The sequence below is a fragment of the Streptomyces sp. NPDC050619 genome (genome assembly GCF_040654815.1).
Lineage (GTDB): Bacteria > Actinomycetota > Actinomycetes > Streptomycetales > Streptomycetaceae > Streptomyces.
In genome coordinates this window covers 213,301-233,077 of the sequence record NZ_JBFAIR010000016.1, presented here as the reverse complement: position 1 = coordinate 233,077, position 19,777 = coordinate 213,301, and the positions used below count along the sequence as shown (strand labels likewise).

The following is a 19,777-nucleotide window of genomic DNA, read 5'->3' as shown; positions in this document are numbered from 1 at the left end:
GTGGCTCTTGGCGTTCGGTTGTCCTGGGGCAAGCCTCAGTGGATGTTGAGTGTGGTCAGGCCGAGTTGCCGGCTGGCGGCATCAACGGTCTGCGCGAGGAGGACAGCGATGGTCATGGGACCGACGCCGCCTGGCACGGGGGTGATGAGGCTCGCGCGGGTTTTGGCAGCGTCGAAATCAGTGTCACCGATATTCCCGGGGTTGTAGCCAGCGTCGATCACGACGGCCCCGGGCTTGATGTCGTCGCCGCTGATGAAGCGGGGCCGGCCAACCGCTGCGACAAGGACATCGGCCTCTCCCACGATCGATGCCAGGTCGGTGGTGCGCGAGTGGCAATACGTCACGGTGGCGTTGCGAGCGAGCAGCAGCATCCCGACCGGCTTGCCGAGGATGGCACTCCGGCCAACGACAACAGCGCGCTTGCCGGCCAGGTCGACGGCGTACTCGTCAAGAAGACGCAAAATGCCGCCTGGAGTGCAGGACACAAAGCCGGGTAGCCCGAAGCTCATTGCGGCGAAGGAGTGCATCGTGACCCCGTCGACGTCCTTGTGCGGGGCGATGGCTTCGAACGCGGCTCGTTCGTCGATGTGCGGGCCGACGGGGTGTTGCAGCAGAATGCCGTGCACGTCGGGATCCTGTGACAAGGCCGTGATGGCGTCGACCAGCTCTGCTGTGGTGGTTGTGGGCGGCAGCGCGAGGTGCCGAGATCGGATGCCTGCCTTTTCGCACCGGGCACGCTTCATGCGGACGTAGGTCACTGAGGCGGGATCGTCTCCCACCAGCACGGTCGCCAAGCACGGTGCCTTGCCGGTCTGCTGCGCAATGGCCGCCGCGACGGCTGCGCTGCGTTCGACGATGCGGCGGGCGAGGGCGGTGCCGTCCATGAGAGCGGCGGTTTGTGTCTGGGGCATGAGCTACTCCGGCATGTTTGCTGCGAGTTGCCCAGGCGCACGGCACTGACGAGATCGTCGGGCCGCTTCCCGGTGGTGCTCCACCTCAGCGCCAGTCACGGCCTGGGAGCCAGCGTAGTAGACGCGAGCTGCGATAGCTTGCTCACTGGTAGATGCGGTGATCCGGTTTTCCGGGGATCTCCTTCCTGCCCGTGGAAGATCATCCTTCATCTCTCTGAGCTGTGCGCCCAGTCTGAGGACCGAAGTTCGGCATGCCGAGGTGGGTGGTGGTGTGTTTGGCGGCCAGTTCACGCATCGCGGCGAGCTTGTCCTTAACGGCGGCCACGCTCGTCTCGATGGCGGCGACCTCGCCGAGCCATCCCTGGTCCTTCGCCTCCTGGAGACGGTCAAGGAGGTTGTCGTGGATCTCCTCAAGGCGGGGCATCTGATCGGGATCGGGCCGCAGTTGTGGGCATCTGACACACGCGTGTTCATGGACGCAGGGGGTGCCGTAGTCGCGGGTGCAGATCCCGAGGGCGACTTTGCGTAGCTCGAAATGGCCGAGGAACTCCTGCCATTCTTCCGGGGTGAGGCTGCGGTATTCCTCGCCGGGGCGCTCGGCTCTGCGACGCGCGATGAAGGCCCGGTGGTGGGCGATGACGTCGTCGGGGTAGATCGCCGCATAGCCCATTGTGGTGTCGAGAACCTGGTGGCCGCAGATCGCGGCGGCGATGTGCGGTGGCAGCCCGGTGCGGATCGCATCGGTGATGAACAGCCTGCGGAAGTCGTGCGGCGTGAACGTCAGCGGCTGGTTGCTGACGTCGGTGAGCGCGGCCGTGTTGAGCGCCCGGATCAGGGAGGTGCGGACGAAGCTGCGGGTGAGGGCGTGGTGCTCGGTTCCGTGGCGGCGCTGGAACAAGAACGGCATGGGCGGGCTCCAGACCTGCTCGAAGACGTCGTAGGCGGACACGAGAGGCAGCGCTGCTTGTCCGGCGCGGACCCGGAAGATGATGGCGGTGAGGACCTCGCCGAGTTCCGGGGAGACCAGGAGGAGCCGTTCACGGTCGGTCTTCGACGGGGCGATCTGGAGCATGGGCACGACTTCGCCGGTGGTCGGCAAGGTGTAGGCGACGAAGCTGTGGTGGGTGAGTTCAAGCAGTTCCTCGATGCGGATGCCGGTATGGCGGAGCACTTCGACAATGGCCCAGGCCCAGAACGCGACGTCCTCCTCATGGGTCAGGTCGCGTCGCTTGCCAGACGCCAGGTCACGGACGAAGACCCGGCCGGACTCGCCCGTGCGGTGGCGCAAGAACTCCGATCCGGTCGCCCTGAACTGCGCGTCGGCGGGCACGTTCTCGGCCAGGCGCAAGCGCTCCTCGGCGGCTTTGTGGTTGCGCTCGACCGCCCGCACCAGGGCGGGCAGCGCCGGCAGCTGGGTCCTGGTGCGCTGATCCATTGCGGCTTTGCGGCGTAGTCGGACCTTCTTCTGCGAGCATTCGTTCGCCTTGATCGGGCAGGGGGCGACCCATGGCCCCCAGCGTGCCGGGTCGTCTGCCGCCCAGCGGGCGATGTCCTGGTAGAAGGCGCGGACGAAGACGAGTTCGTGGCGGTAGCCCGCGCGCGGCCGTGATCCTCCGTCGGGGGTCTGGACGTGCTGGAGCCGTTCCTTCCATGCCTTCACGACCTCGGCTGGCAGCCGCAGCGAGTCGATGCCGGGGTGGTGGATCTCCAGGTCGACCCAGAACCGCTTGCAGAGGGTGCCGGCGATGGAGCGTACGGAATTGTGGTCCAGGTCCGCTGAGCGTTCGGTGAAGTAGTCGACCAGCAGGTCGCGTACCGGGGTGCAGACGATGCCGTAGCCGTCGATGATCTGCTTGATGCTTCGCTTGCCGGGCAGCACTGCGGCTCGGAGTCTGGGTGGCGCGTCGGCAGGGAGCACGCCGCTCTCGGCCAGAAGAGCGTAGAACAGTGGCCTGCCCGCGCTGCCGCGGTAGTGGTGCTGTTCCAGTGCGGCCACGAGTTCGAGGCAGTCGCCGACGGTGATCTCCTCGACGCGGCCGCCCTTGTGGAGTGCGATCCAGGTGATCCTGTTCAGAGCGTCGGTCCGGATGAGGCCCGCGGGGCGGAGGGCCTCAAGGCGGGCAAAGCTGGCCGGGTCGATCGCGTTTCGGGCCTCGGCCAGCATCTTCGCTTGCCGCTGGGCCAGCAGCCAGCGGTAGGAGGGGCGGATGACCTGGCCGCAGACCATCAGCAGCACTCCGGTACTCAGGTCCCCGCGGTGGTAGTCGGCTGCCTGCGGTCCCAGTACCAGGTTGGTCCACTCCCTTCCGGCGTCGTCGGCGTCGCTGGCCAGCCATCGGTCCTGCCAGGTATCCCCGGGCTGCCGTTCGAGCCAGTCCAGGAGGCGGTTCAGCCCGCGCCGCCGGACGGTGTCCCGCGGGCGGCCGTGAGCCGGGTCGGTGAACAGTTCCAGAAGCCTTGCGGTGAGCTCCGCGCGGTTGAGTCTGGTCTGTGGCCACTCCTGTGCCGCAGACCGGGCCACCCATGCCTCCGGCTGATCCTGATGCGGAGGTCGCGCTCGTTTCGGCTTGGGCTTCGCGCCCGCACTTTCCGTTGTAATGCTCACTGGTTGCCTCCGCCGGGAGCCGACGGGCCGAGCAACGCTTCAAGCACTTCGGGCCGATAGCCGGGAGCGGGTGGGGCCGGCGGCTTCTCCCGTTCGGCGCGCTGACGCGCGTGATGGGCGAGGATCTGGGCGACGACCTCGTCCTGCGCGGGCGAGAGATAAAGCTCAGTGGTGGTGATATGGGCATGTCCGAGGACCCACTGTACGTCCGCGAGACTCAGGTGCGGGTCGCGGATCATCCTTTTGGCCGCGGAATGTCGCAGGTCATGGAGGGTCCAGTTTGAACCGAGCACGGCATTGGCTCGGTTGAAGACCATCCGGACCGCGTCGTATTCCAGTTGGCGAAACGGACGCCGTAGCGTCCACCACAGGGGGTCGTCCGGGCCTCCAGGTACCGGCTCGCGCATCTGGTGCTGATACAGCTTCAGCCAGACGAACGCGTCTGCCGAGGCAGGCAGGTGTTGAAGTGCCCGGCTGCCCTTGCGGATCACGCCGATGAGCTGGTCTTCCGGGACGACCAGGCTTCGGATCGAACCAAGCAGCTCGGAGGCCCGGGCACCGGTCGAGATGTAGAACGCGACCAACGCGCGGTCCCGGTGCGACGCGAGCCCGGCGAACAATTCGTTGAACGCCTGATCGGGGATGCTGCGCGGAATCCGCCGGGGCTCGCGCGGCTGGTACTCCGCCCGCCGGGCCGGCCGACGGAAAGGCTGCATCGGGTTGTGGTGGGCGTTGACGTGTTCGTCTTCGGCAGTTCTGGCCTTGGGGAAAGGGTTGATCAGCGGGCGACCGTTCATCTCGCGGTGGTACTCGTAGAACGACCGGACGACGGCCCGCGCGTGCCGTCTGGTCCGGTCGGCATAGTTTTCGCCGGGCGTCTGCTTGCCCGTGATCGGGTTGACCGACCCCGGCCTCGGCGCATCCGGCCGACGTTGCCTCGATGGCTTCTTCACGGTCTTCAGCCATAGGGCGAAGTCCCTGGCCTCCGCTCGCCCTGCGCGGTCCCATGCAACGTCGATTGCAGCCAAGAACCGGAACCAGGAAAGGAGTTCATAGGCGTACGAGCGCAGAGAAGCGGGGCTGTCGTCATCGGCGAGCATGTGATGGAGGAACTCGGTGACGGCGTCGACCTCGACGCCATCGCCTCCGATCAGCCGGTACGGAAGCAACGGATCGCCGGACTCTTCGACCCGGCCCGTCCTCAGTACCGCCAGTGCCGCTATGTCCCGTACCACTGCCGTGTGTTCCGGCATCTCGACCTCCACGAACCGTCGTTGGCTCGCGATCACAGCAGATTCGGGAGCCCAAGCGGGCGAGCTTCGGGAGCGCAGGACGACACTGCCAGTCACGGTCCGTCCCAAAGGTGAACCGGGGGCCGTCGAGGTTAGTTCGGTCAACGGGGCATGCTCGTGCTGGCAGGGGGTGCCGTAGGGCCTGTCGGCGGGGGTCCAGGTGATCCGCAGGCCGCTCAGGTCCGTGATCGGTGCGGCGGGTGCAACGGAGCCGGCGTCGGCGCACAAGGGCGCCGGCCTGGATTGCGTCGCCGCGGGTGGGTACGTCGGACCGTTGCGCACCGGGGTGCGTCGCCCCACACGCCGTGGGCGTGCGGTGCGTGGTACGCCTCGGCCCGAGAACCCCGACATCGCCGGTTCCCGGGCCGAGGGATGGAAGACCGGGCTGCGGCGACGTCACACAGGTGGCAGCAGGCGGGCGACGAGGCCGGCGACGAGGGCCGCCCGGCGGGGCATTTCGGCGATGACGGCGTACTCGCCTTCGGCGTGCGCGTGGGCGCCGACCGCGCCGAGGCCGTCGAGGGTGGGGATGCCGATCCCGGCGGTGAAGTTGCCGTCGGACGCGCCCCCGACACGGACCGCGCGGATGTCCCCGAGGCCGAGGTCCCTGGCGGTGAGGCGCGCGAGGTCCAGCAGGGGACGGGCCTGGCCCGCCTCCATCGGCGGGCGGTTGGGGCCGCCGTCGACGGTGACCAGGGCGCCGGGCAGCACCGGGGACAGTGCGGCCATCCGGGCATCAAGGGCGTCCTGCTCGGCGCGGGTGGTGGCTCGGGCGTCGACGTGGAAGTGAGCTTCGGCCGGGACGGTGTTGGCCGTGGTGCCGGCGGCGGCGAGGGTGGGAGTGACGGTGAGCCCGCCGGAGCCGAACGAGGCGACGGTGCGCGCCTGTTCGGCCAGCTCCAGGAGCGCGTTCACGCCCTTCTCGGGTTCCAGGCCGGCGTGCGCGGCCCGCCCTGAGACGCGTACGACATATTGGCTGACGCCCTTGCGGCCGGTCTTGAGCGCGCCGTCGGCGCTGGCCTCCAGGACCAGAACCGCCCCGGCACGGGCGGCGGCCTTTTCGATCAGCGGTCGGGAGACGGGTGAGCCGATCTCCTCGTCGGTGGTCAGCAGCATGCCGCAGCCCGCGGGGGAGCCGAGCGTCGCCAACGCGTACAGGCCCTGCACGACCCCGGCCTTCATGTCGAAGACGCCGGGGCAGCTGAGGGTGGTTTGGGTGCGCAACGGCTTCGGCCAGCGGGCCAGGGTGCCGACCGGCCACACCGTGTCGAGGTGGCCGAGCAGCAGCACGCCACCCGGCGCCGGCTCCCAGTACAGCGCCGGCCGGTCCCGCTCGGTGATCCACTCGGGCGGGCGGCCGAGCAGGCGGGTGCCCAGCTCGGCGGTGTGCTCCGCGACCTCGGCCAGTCGGCCGACATCGTCGGACGGTGACTCCACCAGGCACAGGTCGAGGGTTGCCCGGGCCATCTCCTCGGTGCGCGCGGTCAGTTCGTCGAGGAGGGTCACGGCTTGAACACCTCGGTGGAGACGGTGAGTTCCGCCAGCACCTCGGGGATCGGGGCGACGCCGATGCCGGGCCCGGTCGGGATTTCGATGCGGCCGTCCTCGGTCATCGTGATCGGTTCGGTCAGGTCCTGCTTGAAGTAGCGGTCGGAGGCCGAGATGTCGGAGGGCAGGGTGAAGTTGGGCAGGCCGCCCAGGGCGAGGTTGGCCGCCCGGCCGATGCCGGTCTCCAGCATGCCGCCGGCCCAGACGGGGATCCCGGCCGCCGCGCAGACGTCGTGCACGCGCCGCGCTTCGAGGTAGCCGCCGACCCGGCCGGGCTTGATGTTGACGATTCCGCAGGCGCCGGTGCGGATCGCCTCGTACGCGGCCTGGGCGGAGACGACCGACTCGTCGAGGCAGATCGGGGTGCGCACGACGCGGGCGAGCTCGGCATGGCCGGCGATGTCCTCTTCGTCGAGTGGCTGCTCGATCAGGAGGAGCCCGAACGCGTCGAGGCGCCCGAGGTGGCGGGCGTCGGAGCGGGTGTAGGCGGAATTGGCGTCCACTTGGAGGAGCACGTCGTCGCCGAATCGCTCCCGCACCGCGGCAACCGGCTCGATGTCCCAGCCCGGCTCAATCTTGAGCTTGATCCGCCGGTATCCGGCGTCCAGGTAACCCGCCACCGCGTCGAGCAGTTCGGGTACGGCGTCGTAGATGCTCACCGACACGCCGGAGTCGACGTGCGTCGCGGTCGCCCCCAGGTGGCGACTCAGCGGAACTCCGACGGCCTTCAGCTGGGCGTCGAGCACGGCCGTCTCCACCGCCGCTTTGGCCATCCGGTGCCCGCGTACCGGCTCCAGCAGCGGGGCCACCAGATCGGCGTCGAGCCGGTCGGCGGCGAACAGGCGGGGCAGCAGATGGTCCGCGACTATCCGGTGCGCACCGTCGGTGAACTCGCTCGAGTACAGCGGGTCGGCGATCGCGACGCACTCGCCCCAGCCCTCGGCCTGGTCGGTGATCACCCGTACCAGCAGCACATCGCGCTCGGTCTGGGTGCTGAACGAGGTACGGAACGGGGACGCCAGCGGGATGGCGACCCGCCGCAGTTCGACAGCTTCGATGTTCGTATTCATTGGTTCCTCGGCTTCATCGGGTTCCTCGGCTTCATCGGGTTCCTCGGGTTCCTCGGGTTCCTCGGGTTCCTCGGGTTCCTCGAGATCTTCAGGTCGAGGGGAGTGTGAGGACGTAGGTGCCGTTCCGGTCGGCTCCCGTCCATCGATATCCGGACCGCAGCAGCGGCCCCATCGCCTCGCGCAGGGCGAGGCGCCAGTCCAGGACCAGGGAGACGCCATCAGGCAGCAGCGCCGGGACACGCAGCCGCACCTCCTCGCCGGGCCGGGGGCCCGCGGCGCGGCGTACCGGTTCTCCCGCCTCGCCGACATCCAGCAGGGGGCTGTCGGAACGGGCCGGAGCGGGCGAGCGGCCGGGCTCGGCGGCCGTCAGATCCCAGTGCACCAGGACCCGGTCCGTGGGTATGTCGCGGTTGAAGGCGTCGTTCATCCGCCCGTAGAAGTCCGCGTGGTAGGAGACGCCCGTGGCGCCGAGTCCGGCCAGGTTGAAGCAGGCGTTGGCGGTCCGCAGCGGATCGAAGGTCCAGGCCATCCGCTTGATGCCGCGCTCCAGGCACCAGTCGCGCTGGCCGAGCTTGATCGCCCGGCCCACTCCCGTGCTCCGCCACTCCTTGCCGACGCCGACCACATGCGAGTGCAGCAGCGTCCCGTCCGGGTCGGAGCCGGGGAAGCCCACCGCCACACCGGCGAGCCGCCCGTCGACAAGGCCGCCGAGCACCTGTGCCCCGGCCTGGCTCAGTGCCCGCATGAAGGGAAACGGCACCGGCGGTATCTCCGCCTGCCACACCTCGGTGATCAGGTCGGTCGCCGCCAGCAGTTCCTCGACGCCGGTCAGCTCCCGTACCTGCGTGTTCACGACCATGAGCCGTAGCCTGCCGGACCATGCCGCCCCAGTTTTTGTGCTGAGCATCAAACCTGGGGCCGTCGAGTGGGTGTCTACGACAATCCGGCTAGGGTGCCACCATGGAGCAAGCCCCCACCCTGCACCGCCTCGTCCAGGACATCGGCGAACCCCTGCTGCGGCTCGCCGTCGATCCGGGCGGCGCGGACCAGCCCCTCGCCGGGGTGGCCATTCACGACCCGTCTGACGCGGACGGAATGGAGGCGGGGTGCTTGGTGCTGTGCGTGGGTGTGGCCCGGGGAGCGGAGCTGCTCGCCCTCGGCAGCGCCGCGCAACGCGCCGGTGCGCGTGGGCTCGCGGTGAAGGGACCGGTCCCGGCCGAGGCCGCCGACTGCCCGGTGCCGGTCGTCGAGGTCAACCCGGACGCCTCCTGGATGCACGTCGCGACGACCCTGCGGCAGCGCCTGCTGGACCACTCCCGGGCGCAGTGGGAGCCCGAAGGCGCCACCAGCGACCTGTTCGCACTGGCCAATACGATCAGCGCGATGATCCAGGCCCCGGTCACCATCGAGGACGCGGTCTCGGCGGTGCTGGCCTGGTCGGCAGGACAGGACGACACGGACGAATCGAGGGTGGAGACGATCCTCGGCCGCGCGGTGCATCCGAGCCGGCTGCACAAGCTCGCGGAGCAGGGCGCCTTCGACCGGCTGCACTCCTCCACCGCGCCGGTGTACATCGAATCGTACGAACCCGGCCTTCTGCCCCGGGTGGCGATCGCCGTACGTGCCAACTCCGAAGTCCTCGGCTACGTCTGGGCGGTCGTCACCGCCCCGCTGCCGGAGGAACACACCCGGTGGCTCGAGCTGTTCGCCCCGGTCGTCGCCCTGCACCTGGCCAACACCCGCTCCGACCGCTCCGCCTGGGCCCGGCAGCGGCGCCGCGAACTGGCCGCGGCATTGCTCGGCGGGGGCCCCGCCGGGGAGGACGCGGCCCGTGAGTTGCAACTGCACACCGGGGCGCTGTGCCTGATCGCCGTGGGCTTGCGCCCGCGGGGCGCCGCGTCGGACGCCGGCTCGGACACCGCCCCCGCGGAGGCCGCCGTCGCAGCCGCCGGTCTTCGCCGGCTCGAGGACGCCCTGACGCTCTATCTGAGCGCAGTGCGCCCCTCGGCGGTGACCGTGCGCGGTGACCGTGCGGTGTACGTGCTGACGGCCTGGCCGCGGCTGTCCAGGGACGAGGTGCCGGCCGCGGCCCGCTCGTTGGCCGCGGACTTCGTCGTCCGGTCGCCGGGAGGGCCCGGCGGGGATTATCTGGCCGCGGTCGCCGGGCCCGCCGCCGAGCCAGGCCGCGTGCCCGCCGTCCGGGCCCAGGCCGACGCCGTACTGCGCGCCTTGCGCGGTGGCGGGGACTCGGCGCCCGCCGTGGCCACCCTCGACGAGACGGCGCTCCAGGTGCTGCTCGATCGCCTCGGCGACGTCGCCCAGTCCCTCGGCCTGCCGCCGGCCACCGGCCCACTGCGCCGCCTCGCCGAGCACGACGGCCCCGACGGTGTCCTCACCGAGACCCTCGCCGCCTACCTGGCTGCGGGATGCCTGGCCGAGGACGCCGCCGCACCGCTGCGGGTGCACGTCAACACCGTGCGATACCGGCTGCGCCGGATCAGGGAGGTGTCAGGTCTGGACTTCCATGACGCCGATCAGATGCTGCTGGCCCAGTTGCAGCTGAGGCTGCGGCTGCGGCTGCGGCTGCGCGAGACGCCGGCCCTTTCGCACACAGACGACAGAACTCGCTTTGCGTATGGAGCATACGATTTTGCCCATGACGCAAGACAACGGTGAGCTGGACAGCCTCGTACGCAAACGGATCCGCGCACTGCGCGTGGCACAGGGCTGGTCCCTCGACGAGCTGGCCACCCGCGCCCGGCTCAGCCCGTCCACACTCAGCCGCATCGAGAACGGCCGGCGCCGCCTCGCGCTGGATCAACTCGTCACCCTCGCCCGCGCCCTGGACACCTCGCTCGACCAGCTGGTCGAGACCGCCACCGACGACGTCATCTCCAGCCCGACGATCGACGCGGCCCACCAGCGGATGCTGTGGCCCATCCGTGCGGACCCGGGCGTGACCGTCGTGCGTCAGCGCAGGACGGACCCGCCGCCCGACAGCCCCTCGCGGATGCGCGCCCACCCCGGCCGGGAATGGCTCGTCGTCCTCTCCGGTACCGCCGTCCTGCTGCTGGGCAACCGGCGCTTTCGCGTGGAGACCAACCAGGCCGCCGAGTTCCCGACGATGCTCCCGCACGCCATCGGCACCGAGGGCGGGCCGTGCGAGGTCCTGGGCATCTTCGACCGTGACGCCCGCCGCGGCCACCAGCGGGGCGAGGGCACCGATGACGCGAGCCGCCCGTCTCCATGAAGACACCTCCCTTCAGCCGCACCTTCAAGCCGCGGCCGCAATCCAGGTGCTTCTTGCGCCACAGGCAGGCCAAGCGGCCATCGTCTTGCTCTTTCGGGAAGCGGCCGCGCCACACGCCCACGATGCTCTTAGCGTCATCGCCATGACTGACACCTCCCCGCGCGCATCGCACGACCACGAAACGCACGCGGCCCACCAGCACTCGGCGGATCACGACGCGGACGGCCAGGCGGAGATCCTCGATCTGGACGCCGAAGTGCTCGCCGAGTACATCGACTCCATCACCGCATGGCTGCCGCTCGGAGCCGGCCCCCGGCACATCGTGGATCTGGGCTGCGGGACCGGGGCCGGCACCTTCGCACTGCTCCAGCGCTTCCCCCATGCCAAGGTGACCGCCGTCGACACCTCGACCAGCCACCTGCACCGCCTGCTCGAGAAGGCCAGGACAGAAGGCCTGGCCGACCGGGTGCACACCGTCCAGGCCGACCTCGACGCGACCTGGCCCGACCTCGGCACACCCGAACTGGTCTGGGCATCAGCCTCCATGCACCACATGGCCGATCCCGATCGCGTCCTGCGCCGAGTCCGCGACACGCTCGCGCCGGGCGGACTGTTCGCCGTCGTCGAACTGGCCGGCTTTCCCAGGTTCCTGCCCGAAGACGCCCCCGAAGACCGTCCCGGTCTCGAGGAGCGCTGCCACGCCGCACTCGATGGGCACCACGCCGAACACGTGCCGCACCGCGGCGCCGACTGGGGATCCATGCTCACCGCCACCGGCTTCACCGTCGAGGCCGAGCGCACCATCACCGTGAACATCGGCCCACCCCACACCGGCACGGTCGGCCGCTACGCACTCGCCAGCCTGCGCCGCATGCGCAGCGGCGTCGCCCGGACGCTGACAGCCGAGGACCTCACCGCCCTCGATCACCTGCTCGACACCGACAGCCCCCACAGCATCCTGCGCCGCGGCGACCTGACGGTACGCACCGAGCGCACGGTGTGGGCCGCACGGCGCGCCTGACCGACATGCCAGGAGCCTTGATGCGTTGAGCACGATGGGTTCGGACGGTGGACGGTGACTTCGTGCCGCAAACCCGATCGAGTTGCGAGGTTCACGCAGCCAGAACGACCCTTCAACTGGTCCGTGAATCCTGACGATTGCCCGGCCTCGGCCCGAGTCGATGGCTCGGGCCACGGTCGGCCAGCTCCTCCTGGATCGGCCGGAACCGGTCCGTGGCCGCCAATACGGCTTTCTTCGTGGCGTCCCCCGACAGCCCGTGCCCTTCGTCGCCGATCAGCACGAGTTCCGCGTCCGGCCACACCTGAGCCAGCCGCCACGCGATGTCCGGGGGCCCGCTGATGTCCATTCGCCCGTGGACCATCACGCCGGGGACGCCGGTGAGCTTCCCGGCGTCGCGCAGCAGCGCCTCGTCCTCCAGGAAGCCGGCGTGCCGCCAGTAGTGCGTGACGAGGCGGGCGAAGCGCAGCCGGAAGCGCGGGTCCTCGTACCGGGGATCGGGCTTGTACCCCTGGTGGGTGGACACGTGCACGTCCTCCCACCGGCACCACTCCCGCGCCGCCCGCTCCCGTACGGCCGGATCGGGGTCGGCGAGCATCCGGGCGTACGCGTCCACCAGGCTGCCGTCGCGCTCCCCCTCCGGTACGGCGTCGCGGAACCGGGCCCATTCCTCGGGGAAGATCCGCCCCATGTCCCGGGTGATCCACTCCACCTCGCGGCGGGTGGTGTTGGTGACACTGAAGAGCACCAGCTCGGATACGTGTCCGGGGTGCTGCTCGGCGTATGCCAGCGCGAGCGTCACGCCCCAGGAGCCGCCGAGGACCAGCCATTTCTCGATGCTGAGGTGTCGCCGCAGCAGCTCGATGTCGGCGATCAGATGCGGCGTGGTGTTGGCGTCGAGCGAGGTCCGCTGATCGGCTGCGTCGGGCGTGCTCCGGCCGCAGCCGCGCTGGTCGAAGAGCACGACGCGGTACGCCGCGGGGTCGAACAGCCGGCGCCAGAACGGCCCCGCGCCGGACCCCGGCCCGCCGTGCAGGACGAGGGCCGGCTTGCCCGCGGGATTCCCACAGGTCTCCCAGTACACGCGGTTGCCGTCGCCGACGTCGAGCATGCCGTGCTCGTACGGCTCGATGGAGGGATAGAGCTCGGCCATGTGAGAGGTGCCTCCCGGGATCCGATCCTCTGACAATCTGACAGCACTGTTACATTAGCACCGTGAGGAATCACCCAGACCCGGTCGCCGTAGGCACCCTGCTCCGTCACGTCCTCGAGCTGCTCGACGGCGACGTGGCCAAGATCTACCAGGAGCAGGGTCTCGCCGAGTACCGTCCCCGCTTCTCCCCCGTCGTACGGGCTCTTATGACCGAAGGCCCCCTCCCGGTCCGCGACTTGGCCGCAGCGGTGGGTGTCACGCACTCGGCCGCAAGCCAGACGGCGGCCCAGATGGCCCGCGCGGGGCTGGTCACCCACGCTCCCGATCCGCGAGACGCGCGGCGCCGGCTGGTCGAGCTCACACCGAAGGCCCATGCCCTGCTGCCGCAAATCGAGGCGGAGTGGGACGCGACAGTGGCGGCGATGGCGGAGCTGGACGCGGAGCTCTCGATGCCGCTGGCGGAACTGCTGACGGAGGTGGCGGAGGCGGTACGCCGCCGCCCGTTCCGGGAGCGGATCGCGGCAGCGTATCGACGCTAAGCCTGCGGGAGTAGTCCTCAACTCGGCCATCGAGCGGCCGGCCACCCGCAGCGGCTCCGGATCGCGGCGGGCGGGGAGAGTACGAACGCCCCCTCCACGATCATGATCACCGGGTAGGCGAGTGACCGGGCCGTGTTCTGGTCGGACACCCAGCGGCCGAACCACTGTTCACCGGCGCTGACCCACTCGGCGAAGTCGGTCGCGGCAAGGTCGTCCGTGGCCGCCTCGAAGGCGTGCGCGACGGACTCGGCCGGGTCCGGAACGCTGTCCAGCAGTGCCGGCACCATCCGGCCGTACGCGGCTCCGGACGTGCGGATCGTCTCCTCGGCCCGCTGCTGCTTGCCGCCGGGGAAGAAGTGGCAGATCGAGCCGAAAGGCGCCTGCGCTTCCGCCGCGATCCGCTTCAGGCCGGTGCCCGAGTAGCCGTTGTGGCGGAACATTGCCCGTCGGCCTTCACTACAGTGCGGTGGAACGATCCATCAAGTGGCTGTCACATGGGGGTGCGATGCCAGGGATCGAGCTGTCGTCCGGGCCGATCGACTATCAGGACACCGGCGGTGGAGGGCCGGTGCTCGTGTTCGGCCATGGCCTGCCGATGAATGAGACGCAGTGGCGCAAGGTGGTACCGCTGCTGGACGGGTACCGCTGCGTCCTGCCCACGCTGCCCCTCGGCGGTCATCGCCGGCCGATGAAGGCGGACGCCGACCTGTCCCACCGTGGTGTCGCACGCCTACTGGGTGAGTTCATCGAACGGCTGGGCCTGGACGACGTGACTCTCGTCCTCAACGACTGGGGCGGTGGCCAGTTCCTGGTGTCGGAGGAGCAGGGCCGGAGGGTCGCGCGGCTGGTGCTGGTGGCCTGCGAGGCGTTCGACAACTTTCCCCCGGGACCGGCCAAGGCGCTGGCCGCCGTGTGCAGGGTTCCCGGCGGCGTCTGGCTTCTGACTCGGCTGATGCGCATCCCGTCGTTCCGGAACAACCGCAACGGATACGGCGGGATGAGCCTGCGCGGGATTCCGGACGAGATCATGGACGACTGGTTCGCTCCCGCGACCCGGAGCAGGGCCATTCGCAGGGACTTCGCCAAGTTCGCCACCTCGGCGCCCAGGCGTGAGACCTTGCTGGCCTGGAGCGAGCGACTGGGTGACTTCGACCGCCCTGTCCTGGTCGTCTGGGCGGCCGAAGACCGGTTGATGCCGCGTGAGCACGGCCCCCGGCTGGCGGAGCTGTACCCGCAGGGCCGGCTGATCGAGATCGCCGACTCGTCCACCCTCGTCCCCGAGGACCAGCCCGAACAACTCGCCGAAGCGCTCACCGACTTCCTGATCGGGACGGGAGCAGAGCCGGTCCGGCACACCGGCTGAACCTCGTTGTCGTATGCCCTGGCGCCTGTCGAGCTCCTGTCTCCACGGCGGGTCGTCGGCGGCCTCAGGCCACGCTCGCGCTCGTAGTGGCGTACCAGGTCCCGGGGATCCAAGGCACGGCCGGGGCTGGGCAGCACCGCGACCATGACCAGTCCTCGGCCAGCTCCGAGGGGACCGGGACGGCCGCGGCGTCCGCGACCGCGGGGTGTGCGCGGAGGGCGGTCTCCACCTCCTGCGAGGAGACGTTCTCACCGCGCCGCCGAATGACGTCCTTGACGCGGTCGACGAAGCGAAACCAGCCGTCGGGTTCACGGACCACCCGGTCGCCCGTACGGCGCCAGGACGCGGGCGGCAGGTCCTCGGGATCCCCCAGGTAGCCGGTGGAGAAAGCGAACCGTTGGTGGCTGCGGACCAGCAACTCGCCCGCCGTGCCGTCCGGGACGGGGGGTCAGGAACTCGTCGACCCCGCGCGCGCAGAAGCCGTCACGCACGACGCCCATGTAGCCGGGACGCTGTTCCTCCGGGGTCGATCCGATGAGGAGGTTGGCGGGAGCATTGTCGATCACCGCACCGACCCAGAAGCAGGCCGCCCAGCACCGCGCCGGCGATGGAGCCTGCGGCCATGATCATGGTGAAGCAGATGTTGGCGCCGAGGACGGCGAAGCGTCTACTGGTCAGACGGGTTCGGTGAACGAGATCGGCTTGCCGGTGGCGTGGGCATATGCGATCTCCCTGCTCGTGGACTCGCCGATATACCCGCCGGGGTTGACGACCAGAACCCGGTCAGCCAGGTCGATCTTGCGCAGGTGGAGGGCGTCCAGCGCGGTCTTCTGCTCGTTCGTGATCAACTCGTCTGCTTCGCCTGGCGCGACGACGATGACACCTGCGAAGGTCAGATCACGGTTCGCCGCACGCATCTCGTCCACGAACCGGGTAGAGCCGCAGATGCAGACAATCTCAGGTCGGTCGGGCACGGCTCAGTCCTTCGGTCGAACGGGAAACCGTCAGTGTGCACGTTGACGTCACAGACAGGCACACGAGCCAACAGTTCGCGCAGCGAGATGGACACCACGCGGCTGCACCGTCGCAGGCGGGAGGCATGGCCCGTACTGGGAACGGCGCTGGCCGGTGCCCTGGTCGGCTCGTACTGCCTGACCCTCGTCAGCCGCGGTGTCTGGGAGCTCGGGTACCGGGCGGTCAAGGAGTTGCGCGGACGTGGGTACTCGGTGGAGGCCGCTCCGGCCAATGTGGACCGGGGTGTGGATTGGCGGTTTCGGCGTTCTCGATGACCGCGTTGTTCGGCATGGTCAATGGCATCTACGGCCGGGTGCTACTGACGGACACGGGAATTCCTCTTGCTCGTGGGGCAGGGGCTCATGCCGCACAGCGGTACCCAGGCAGTTGAGGCCATGCCCGCGCCGCCCCGCGGGAGCACCCTGCCGATTTCTTACCTGTTCCGCTTGCTTGGAGTGCACGCCAAGGCCATAGCGTTGAGGGCATGCCGGTATCACCAGGGTCTCGCCGGTGTCCCGGAAGGGCTCGGCTGCATAGGCATGAGTTTCTTCTACGGTCAGCCACCAGGGCCCCGGCAAAGTCGCGATTAAAACACCGACAGCGGCCAACGAGAAAGGCGGCAAGTGGTAGACAACCAATTCACAACGCATGCAGAACTTTTCGATCTGTGTGGAAAGCGCGCGCTCGTCACCGGTGGCACGAGAGGCATCGGGATGATGATCGCGCGTGGCCTTCTCCAGGCGGGCGTCCGCGTGGTCATCAGCTCACGCGACGCAGAAGCGTGCGCTCAGGCGCAGGAACAGCTGTCCACATTCGGTGAGGTGCGGGCCATCCCCGCCGACCTGTCCCGCCACGACGAGTGTCGGCGACTGTCCGACCTCGTCACCGCCGACTCGGAGCGTCTCGACATCCTCGTCAACAACGCGGGCGCCATGTGGGACGAGCCGCTGGCGACGTTCCCGGACGCAGCCTGGGACACGGTCGTCGACCTCAACCTGAAGTCGCCGTTCTGGCTGGTCCAGGCTCTGCTGCCCGCACTTCGCAGGGCGGGCACCGCCGACGATCCCGCGCGGATCATCAACATCGGCAGCATCGCCGCCATCCACATCCCCCAGCGGCCCAACTACTCGTACTCCAGCAGCAAGGCCGCGCTGCATCAACTCACCAGAGTGCTCGCCAAGGAACTTGGACCGCAGCACGTCACCGTGAACGCCGTGGCGCCGGGACCGTTCCCGTCGACGATGATGGCTGCAACCCTCGATGAGTTCGGCGAGGCGATCGCGGCGTCGGCCCCACTACGCCGGATCGGCCGCGACGACGACATGGCGGGTGTCGCCGTGTTCCTCGCCAGCCGGGCAGGCGCATACCTCACGGGCGCCGTGATCCCCGTCGACGGCGGCATCGCCACAACCGCGTAGGCCGCCTCAAGCGTGTTGCAGAAGGCCGTGATTTCGCAGGTCAAAGCCTGACTACGGCTGTTCTGATCACGAGGCCGGGGCGAGGTTGTGCATGTGGGCGACGGCTTGGACCGCGTGATGGAGGCCGTCGCCGTGCTGCCCGACAGTCGCGGAGGATCCTGTAGTTCTTCAGCCTCTTCGCCTGCCAGCAGGGCGCGGCCGGGTCGTTTACGGTGCGGGACGACGAGGCCGGTGTTGATGTAGGCGCCGTCGCCGAGCACGGTGACGCCCTGGCGCTCGTCCGGTAGGCCGGAGTTGCGCCACACGTGGGCGTCGGCTTTGTTGCCCGGGGCCGGGCGAGCGGTGGCCACGACCAGGCGGGTGTCGGCATCGATGATGACCTGCCTCGTCGTCCCGCACCGAACCCGCCGACCAGGAGGACGCGAGCGTCGGGGACTGGCGGTGGTACCCGCTCGACCAGCTCCCCGATGGGCTGTTCACCCCCAGCGCCCAGTGCCTCACCGCGTGGCGCCCCGCCCTCCCCATCGATCACCCACCCGCCGACTACACGCCCTTCGCCACCGCCCGAGGCCTGACGGAGCTCGGGCCTCAGTAGCCGATGGAGAAGGTGGCGTCGGCCTTCTCGGTGGTGGTGGAGATCGGGTCGATGCGCAGGACGTAGTCGGCGTGCCGGATGTAGCGGGTCGGGAAGTTGTACGAGCGGAAGGAGGACCAAGAGGCGTCGGCCAGGCCCGCCGTCTTGTAGAACGTGGCGTCCGCGGCGAACGTCGAGGTGCCGTCGTTCTCGTCCAGCCGCAGGTTGTAGCTGTAGTGCCGCAGGTAGCGGGTGGGGTAATTGACCGACTGGAAGGACACGCCGGCGCTGTCGGCCAGGCCGGGTACGAGCTTCCACTGCGAGTCGGGGTACGGGTCGAAGGGGTAGGCGTCGATCCGGCCGACGGAGTTGGCGTGGCGGACGTAGCGGGCCGGGAAGTTGTAGGACTTCAGCCGGTTCCAGGCAGGACTGCCCCACTTCGACACGAGGTTGTTGTACTCGGTGGTGCTGATCGCCTCGATGGTGCAGTGCTTGGAGTTGAGCGGCTGGGTGTAGGCGCGCTGGTCCAGTGCGGTCCAGGTGCCGGCGGCGAGGTCGTTGCTCTGCCAGGCGTAGAAGACCCCGTTGGGCGTGTAGGTGTCGCCCCACAAGTACCAGGTGCTGGAGGTCAGCGACTTCACCAGGGTCGGTGCCTCGGTGCCGCCGTGGGAGGCCGGCGTACTGAAGGGCGTGAAGCTGCCCGGGGCGAGGGTGGTGGACCGCGCGCCGACGAGGGTCTGGTCCTTCTTGTAGTACAGGTAGTTGACGCCGTTCACGCCCACGGCGAGGTCGCCGTCGATGATGTCGTAGCCGGGGTCGAAGAAGACCTGTGGGGACGTCACCGTCCGGAAGTCGGTGGTGTAGTTCACCATGATCACGTTGTGGCCGCTGGAGTTGACGGACGAGTAGATGATTCCGTACTGGCCGCGGCCGGCGTCCCAGAACGCCTCGGGTGCCCAGCTGTGGGTGACCATGTCGTGCAGCTTCAGCCGGCGGTAGCCCGTGAAGGTGCGCAGGTCCGCGGAGTCCCAGACGTGGATGTACTGGCTGTTGTAGTTCCAGTCCGTGCCCTTGAGATCGGTGGCGAGTACGACGAAGGTGCCGTCCTGCTTGCGCATGATGAACGGGTCGCGCAGACCGCCCGCGCCCGCGGTGGGGGTGACCACGGGATTGTTCTGGTTCAGCGGCATCCAGCGCAGGCCGTCGGTGCTGACCGCCAGGTGCAGGCCGTAGTTGGCCTCCAACATGGTCGTGGACTCGGTGAAGTAGCCCATGACATAGGCCGAGTCCGCGGCGTAGGCGGGCAGTGCGCCGACGGACAGCGTTCCGGTCACGGCCAGGGGTACGGTCGCGGCCATACCGAGGAACAGTCGGCGCGAGGGGTGGGAGCCGGTGCTGGGGCTGGGGCTGGGGCTTGCGCTCATCTGCTCTCCAAGGGACACGACTACTGCTGACCGATATTTCGAACTAGGTTCGGCAAATCGATCAGAAGGTAGAGGTGAGGCGAGTGCGCGTCAACGGTTCTGACGTTCCTGACCGATTCCGGCGGGAGGTCTGTCCCGGCGCTTGACCGGGTAGCCCGAAGCGCTCCAGCATGACGCCTGTGTGAAGGCGATACCCCGGCCGGTCAGCACAGCTTCCAGGCACTCGTCGACGGTGGAAACCTCGGCGCCGACCCGCACGGTGTGGCCATCGCGGTGGTCGACGCCCAGCCAGACGTCGCGCCACTCCCGCGGGGCACGGCTGGCCACGAACGACTCGCCGAGCACCGCATGCACCGGGGCCCGGATCGAGGAGTTGACCGTCGATAAGGACTCCCGATGAGCACTCCCCGACTCTCCCCGGTGACCGGCCACTACGTCACGATCGACGTGGAGGGCAGGTTCGATGGCGCCGCAGTCCCCCCGAGAAGGGCCGCTGGGCCACGTGGTTCTACTACACGCTCGATCTTTTCCATGTCCAGTCGCAGGCCGAGGCCCGGGCCCACCCACCCGTCGACATGGGTTGTCGATGAACCTGTAC

General features: G+C 69.2%; 19 protein-coding genes, 2 pseudogenes and 1 riboswitch. Of the genes and pseudogenes, 8 read left to right on the top strand and 13 right to left on the bottom strand.

Annotation, left to right across the window (positions count from 1 at the left end; all coding sequences use genetic code 11):
* Positions 1-35: 35 nt before the first annotated feature.
* From AB0I77_RS26445 to AB0I77_RS26420, 6 genes are all read right to left on the bottom strand, one after another.
* Complete coding sequence (locus tag AB0I77_RS26445) at positions 36-911, bottom strand: bifunctional 5,10-methylenetetrahydrofolate dehydrogenase/5,10-methenyltetrahydrofolate cyclohydrolase (RefSeq protein WP_363285168.1); 876 nt, start codon at positions 909-911, stop codon at positions 36-38.
* A gap of 22 nt (positions 912-933) precedes the next feature.
* A riboswitch (ZMP/ZTP riboswitch) is annotated at positions 934-1,020 on the bottom strand.
* A 90-nt stretch (positions 1,021-1,110) separates the two neighbouring features.
* On the bottom strand, positions 1,111-3,432 hold the full coding sequence (locus AB0I77_RS26440; protein WP_363285167.1) for a site-specific integrase: 2,322 nt from the start codon (positions 3,430-3,432) through the stop codon (positions 1,111-1,113).
* An 80-nt stretch (positions 3,433-3,512) separates the two neighbouring features.
* On the bottom strand, positions 3,513-4,781 hold the full coding sequence (locus AB0I77_RS26435) for a tyrosine-type recombinase/integrase (RefSeq protein WP_363285166.1): 1,269 nt from the start codon (positions 4,779-4,781) through the stop codon (positions 3,513-3,515).
* Positions 4,782-5,204: 423 nt separating this feature from the next.
* Complete coding sequence (locus tag AB0I77_RS26430) at positions 5,205-6,314, bottom strand: M20/M25/M40 family metallo-hydrolase (protein ID WP_363285165.1); 1,110 nt, start codon at positions 6,312-6,314, stop codon at positions 5,205-5,207.
* A complete protein-coding gene (gene menC / locus AB0I77_RS26425; protein ID WP_363285164.1) occupies positions 6,311-7,426 on the bottom strand; it encodes an o-succinylbenzoate synthase in 1,116 nt (371 codons plus the stop codon). Before menC ends, AB0I77_RS26430 begins: the two co-directional genes overlap by 4 nt.
* An 88-nt stretch (positions 7,427-7,514) precedes the next feature.
* The gene (locus AB0I77_RS26420) at positions 7,515-8,285 is read right to left on the bottom strand and encodes a GNAT family N-acetyltransferase (RefSeq protein WP_363285163.1); all 771 of its coding nucleotides are present in this window, start codon (positions 8,283-8,285) and stop codon (positions 7,515-7,517) included.
* Between the two features lie 101 nt (positions 8,286-8,386).
* Between AB0I77_RS26420 and AB0I77_RS26415 the strand changes: the two genes are divergently transcribed.
* The 3 genes from AB0I77_RS26415 to AB0I77_RS26405 all read left to right on the top strand — a co-directional run bounded on the left by AB0I77_RS26415 (position 8,387) and on the right by AB0I77_RS26405 (position 11,697).
* Positions 8,387-10,102 (top strand): helix-turn-helix domain-containing protein, encoded by a 1,716-nt coding sequence (locus AB0I77_RS26415; RefSeq protein WP_363285162.1) that lies wholly within the window; start codon positions 8,387-8,389, stop codon positions 10,100-10,102.
* A complete protein-coding gene (locus tag AB0I77_RS26410) occupies positions 10,083-10,676 on the top strand; it encodes an XRE family transcriptional regulator (protein WP_363285161.1) in 594 nt (197 codons plus the stop codon). Before AB0I77_RS26415 ends, AB0I77_RS26410 begins: the two co-directional genes overlap by 20 nt.
* Before the next feature lie 142 nt (positions 10,677-10,818).
* Entirely contained in the window at positions 10,819-11,697 is an 879-nt protein-coding gene (locus AB0I77_RS26405; RefSeq protein ID WP_363285160.1) for a class I SAM-dependent methyltransferase, read from the top strand.
* 112 nt (positions 11,698-11,809) lie between these two features.
* Here AB0I77_RS26405 and pip read toward each other — a convergent pair whose 3' ends face one another.
* On the bottom strand, positions 11,810-12,847 hold the full coding sequence (pip, locus tag AB0I77_RS26400; RefSeq protein ID WP_363285159.1) for a prolyl aminopeptidase: 1,038 nt from the start codon (positions 12,845-12,847) through the stop codon (positions 11,810-11,812).
* 62 nt (positions 12,848-12,909) lie between these two features.
* On the opposite strand from pip, the gene AB0I77_RS26395 reads away from it, so the two are divergent.
* Positions 12,910-13,386, top strand: coding sequence for a MarR family transcriptional regulator (locus AB0I77_RS26395; protein ID WP_363285158.1), 477 nt, complete (start codon positions 12,910-12,912; stop codon positions 13,384-13,386).
* A gap of 17 nt (positions 13,387-13,403) precedes the next feature.
* On the opposite strand, the gene AB0I77_RS26390 is transcribed toward AB0I77_RS26395, so the two are convergent.
* The gene (locus tag AB0I77_RS26390; RefSeq protein WP_363285157.1) at positions 13,404-13,826 is read right to left on the bottom strand and encodes a hypothetical protein; all 423 of its coding nucleotides are present in this window, start codon (positions 13,824-13,826) and stop codon (positions 13,404-13,406) included.
* A 65-nt stretch (positions 13,827-13,891) separates the two neighbouring features.
* On the opposite strand from AB0I77_RS26390, the gene AB0I77_RS26385 reads away from it, so the two are divergent.
* Positions 13,892-14,749 carry an alpha/beta hydrolase gene (locus AB0I77_RS26385; protein WP_363285156.1) on the top strand — a complete coding sequence of 286 codons (858 nt, stop codon included), beginning with the start codon at positions 13,892-13,894 and terminating at the stop codon, positions 14,747-14,749.
* Positions 14,750-14,813: 64 nt separating this feature from the next.
* Here AB0I77_RS26385 and AB0I77_RS26380 read toward each other — a convergent pair whose 3' ends face one another.
* Together AB0I77_RS26380 and AB0I77_RS26375 are read right to left on the bottom strand one after the other, a co-directional pair.
* Positions 14,814-15,167 carry a hypothetical protein gene (locus AB0I77_RS26380; protein ID WP_363285155.1) on the bottom strand — a complete coding sequence of 118 codons (354 nt, stop codon included), beginning with the start codon at positions 15,165-15,167 and terminating at the stop codon, positions 14,814-14,816.
* 256 nt (positions 15,168-15,423) lie between these two features.
* Positions 15,424-15,723, bottom strand: coding sequence for a hypothetical protein (locus tag AB0I77_RS26375; RefSeq protein WP_363285154.1), 300 nt, complete (start codon positions 15,721-15,723; stop codon positions 15,424-15,426).
* 87 nt (positions 15,724-15,810) lie between these two features.
* Here AB0I77_RS26375 and AB0I77_RS26370 point away from each other — a divergent pair, with 87 nt between their 5' ends.
* Both AB0I77_RS26370 and AB0I77_RS26365 read left to right on the top strand, forming a co-directional pair.
* Positions 15,811-16,038: a hypothetical protein gene (locus AB0I77_RS26370; RefSeq protein ID WP_363285153.1), complete on the top strand. Its 228-nt coding sequence runs from the start codon at positions 15,811-15,813 to the stop codon at positions 16,036-16,038.
* Positions 16,039-16,386: 348 nt separating this feature from the next.
* Entirely contained in the window at positions 16,387-17,181 is a 795-nt protein-coding gene (locus tag AB0I77_RS26365; RefSeq protein ID WP_363285152.1) for an SDR family oxidoreductase, read from the top strand.
* Between the two features lie 66 nt (positions 17,182-17,247).
* On the opposite strand, the pseudogene AB0I77_RS26360 reads toward AB0I77_RS26365, so the two are convergent.
* Positions 17,248-17,564 (bottom strand): annotated as a pseudogene (locus tag AB0I77_RS26360) (transposase family protein); the annotation flags it as partial.
* Between the two features lie 11 nt (positions 17,565-17,575).
* Between AB0I77_RS26360 and AB0I77_RS26355 the strand changes: the two are divergent.
* A pseudogene (locus AB0I77_RS26355) lies at positions 17,576-17,776 on the top strand (NUDIX hydrolase); the annotation flags it as partial.
* Here the strand turns inward: AB0I77_RS26355 and AB0I77_RS26350 are convergent.
* Both AB0I77_RS26350 and AB0I77_RS26345 read right to left on the bottom strand, forming a co-directional pair.
* Positions 17,770-19,179, bottom strand: coding sequence for a glycoside hydrolase family 43 protein (locus AB0I77_RS26350; protein WP_363285151.1), 1,410 nt, complete (start codon positions 19,177-19,179; stop codon positions 17,770-17,772). The pseudogene AB0I77_RS26355 and the gene AB0I77_RS26350 overlap by 7 nt on opposite strands.
* 90 nt (positions 19,180-19,269) lie before the next feature.
* Positions 19,270-19,611 carry a hypothetical protein gene (locus tag AB0I77_RS26345; protein ID WP_363285150.1) on the bottom strand — a complete coding sequence of 114 codons (342 nt, stop codon included), beginning with the start codon at positions 19,609-19,611 and terminating at the stop codon, positions 19,270-19,272.
* Between the last annotated feature and the right edge of the window lie 166 nt (positions 19,612-19,777).

Coding starts and splice junctions, on each gene's coding strand:
- AB0I77_RS26445 (WP_363285168.1), bottom strand. CDS start 911: ATGCCCCAGACACAAACCGCCGCTCTCATGGACGGCACCGCCCTCGCC.
- menC (WP_363285164.1), bottom strand. CDS start 7,426: ATGAATACGAACATCGAAGCTGTCGAACTGCGGCGGGTCGCCATCCCG.
- AB0I77_RS26420 (WP_363285163.1), bottom strand. CDS start 8,285: ATGGTCGTGAACACGCAGGTACGGGAGCTGACCGGCGTCGAGGAACTG.
- AB0I77_RS26415 (WP_363285162.1), top strand. CDS start 8,387: ATGGAGCAAGCCCCCACCCTGCACCGCCTCGTCCAGGACATCGGCGAA.
- AB0I77_RS26410 (WP_363285161.1), top strand. CDS start 10,083: ATGACGCAAGACAACGGTGAGCTGGACAGCCTCGTACGCAAACGGATC.
- AB0I77_RS26405 (WP_363285160.1), top strand. CDS start 10,819: ATGACTGACACCTCCCCGCGCGCATCGCACGACCACGAAACGCACGCG.
- pip (WP_363285159.1), bottom strand. CDS start 12,847: ATGGCCGAGCTCTATCCCTCCATCGAGCCGTACGAGCACGGCATGCTC.
- AB0I77_RS26390 (WP_363285157.1), bottom strand. CDS start 13,826: ATGTTCCGCCACAACGGCTACTCGGGCACCGGCCTGAAGCGGATCGCG.
- AB0I77_RS26385 (WP_363285156.1), top strand. CDS start 13,892: ATGCCAGGGATCGAGCTGTCGTCCGGGCCGATCGACTATCAGGACACC.
- AB0I77_RS26370 (WP_363285153.1), top strand. CDS start 15,811: ATGGACACCACGCGGCTGCACCGTCGCAGGCGGGAGGCATGGCCCGTA.
- AB0I77_RS26350 (WP_363285151.1), bottom strand. CDS start 19,179: ATGAGCGCAAGCCCCAGCCCCAGCCCCAGCACCGGCTCCCACCCCTCG.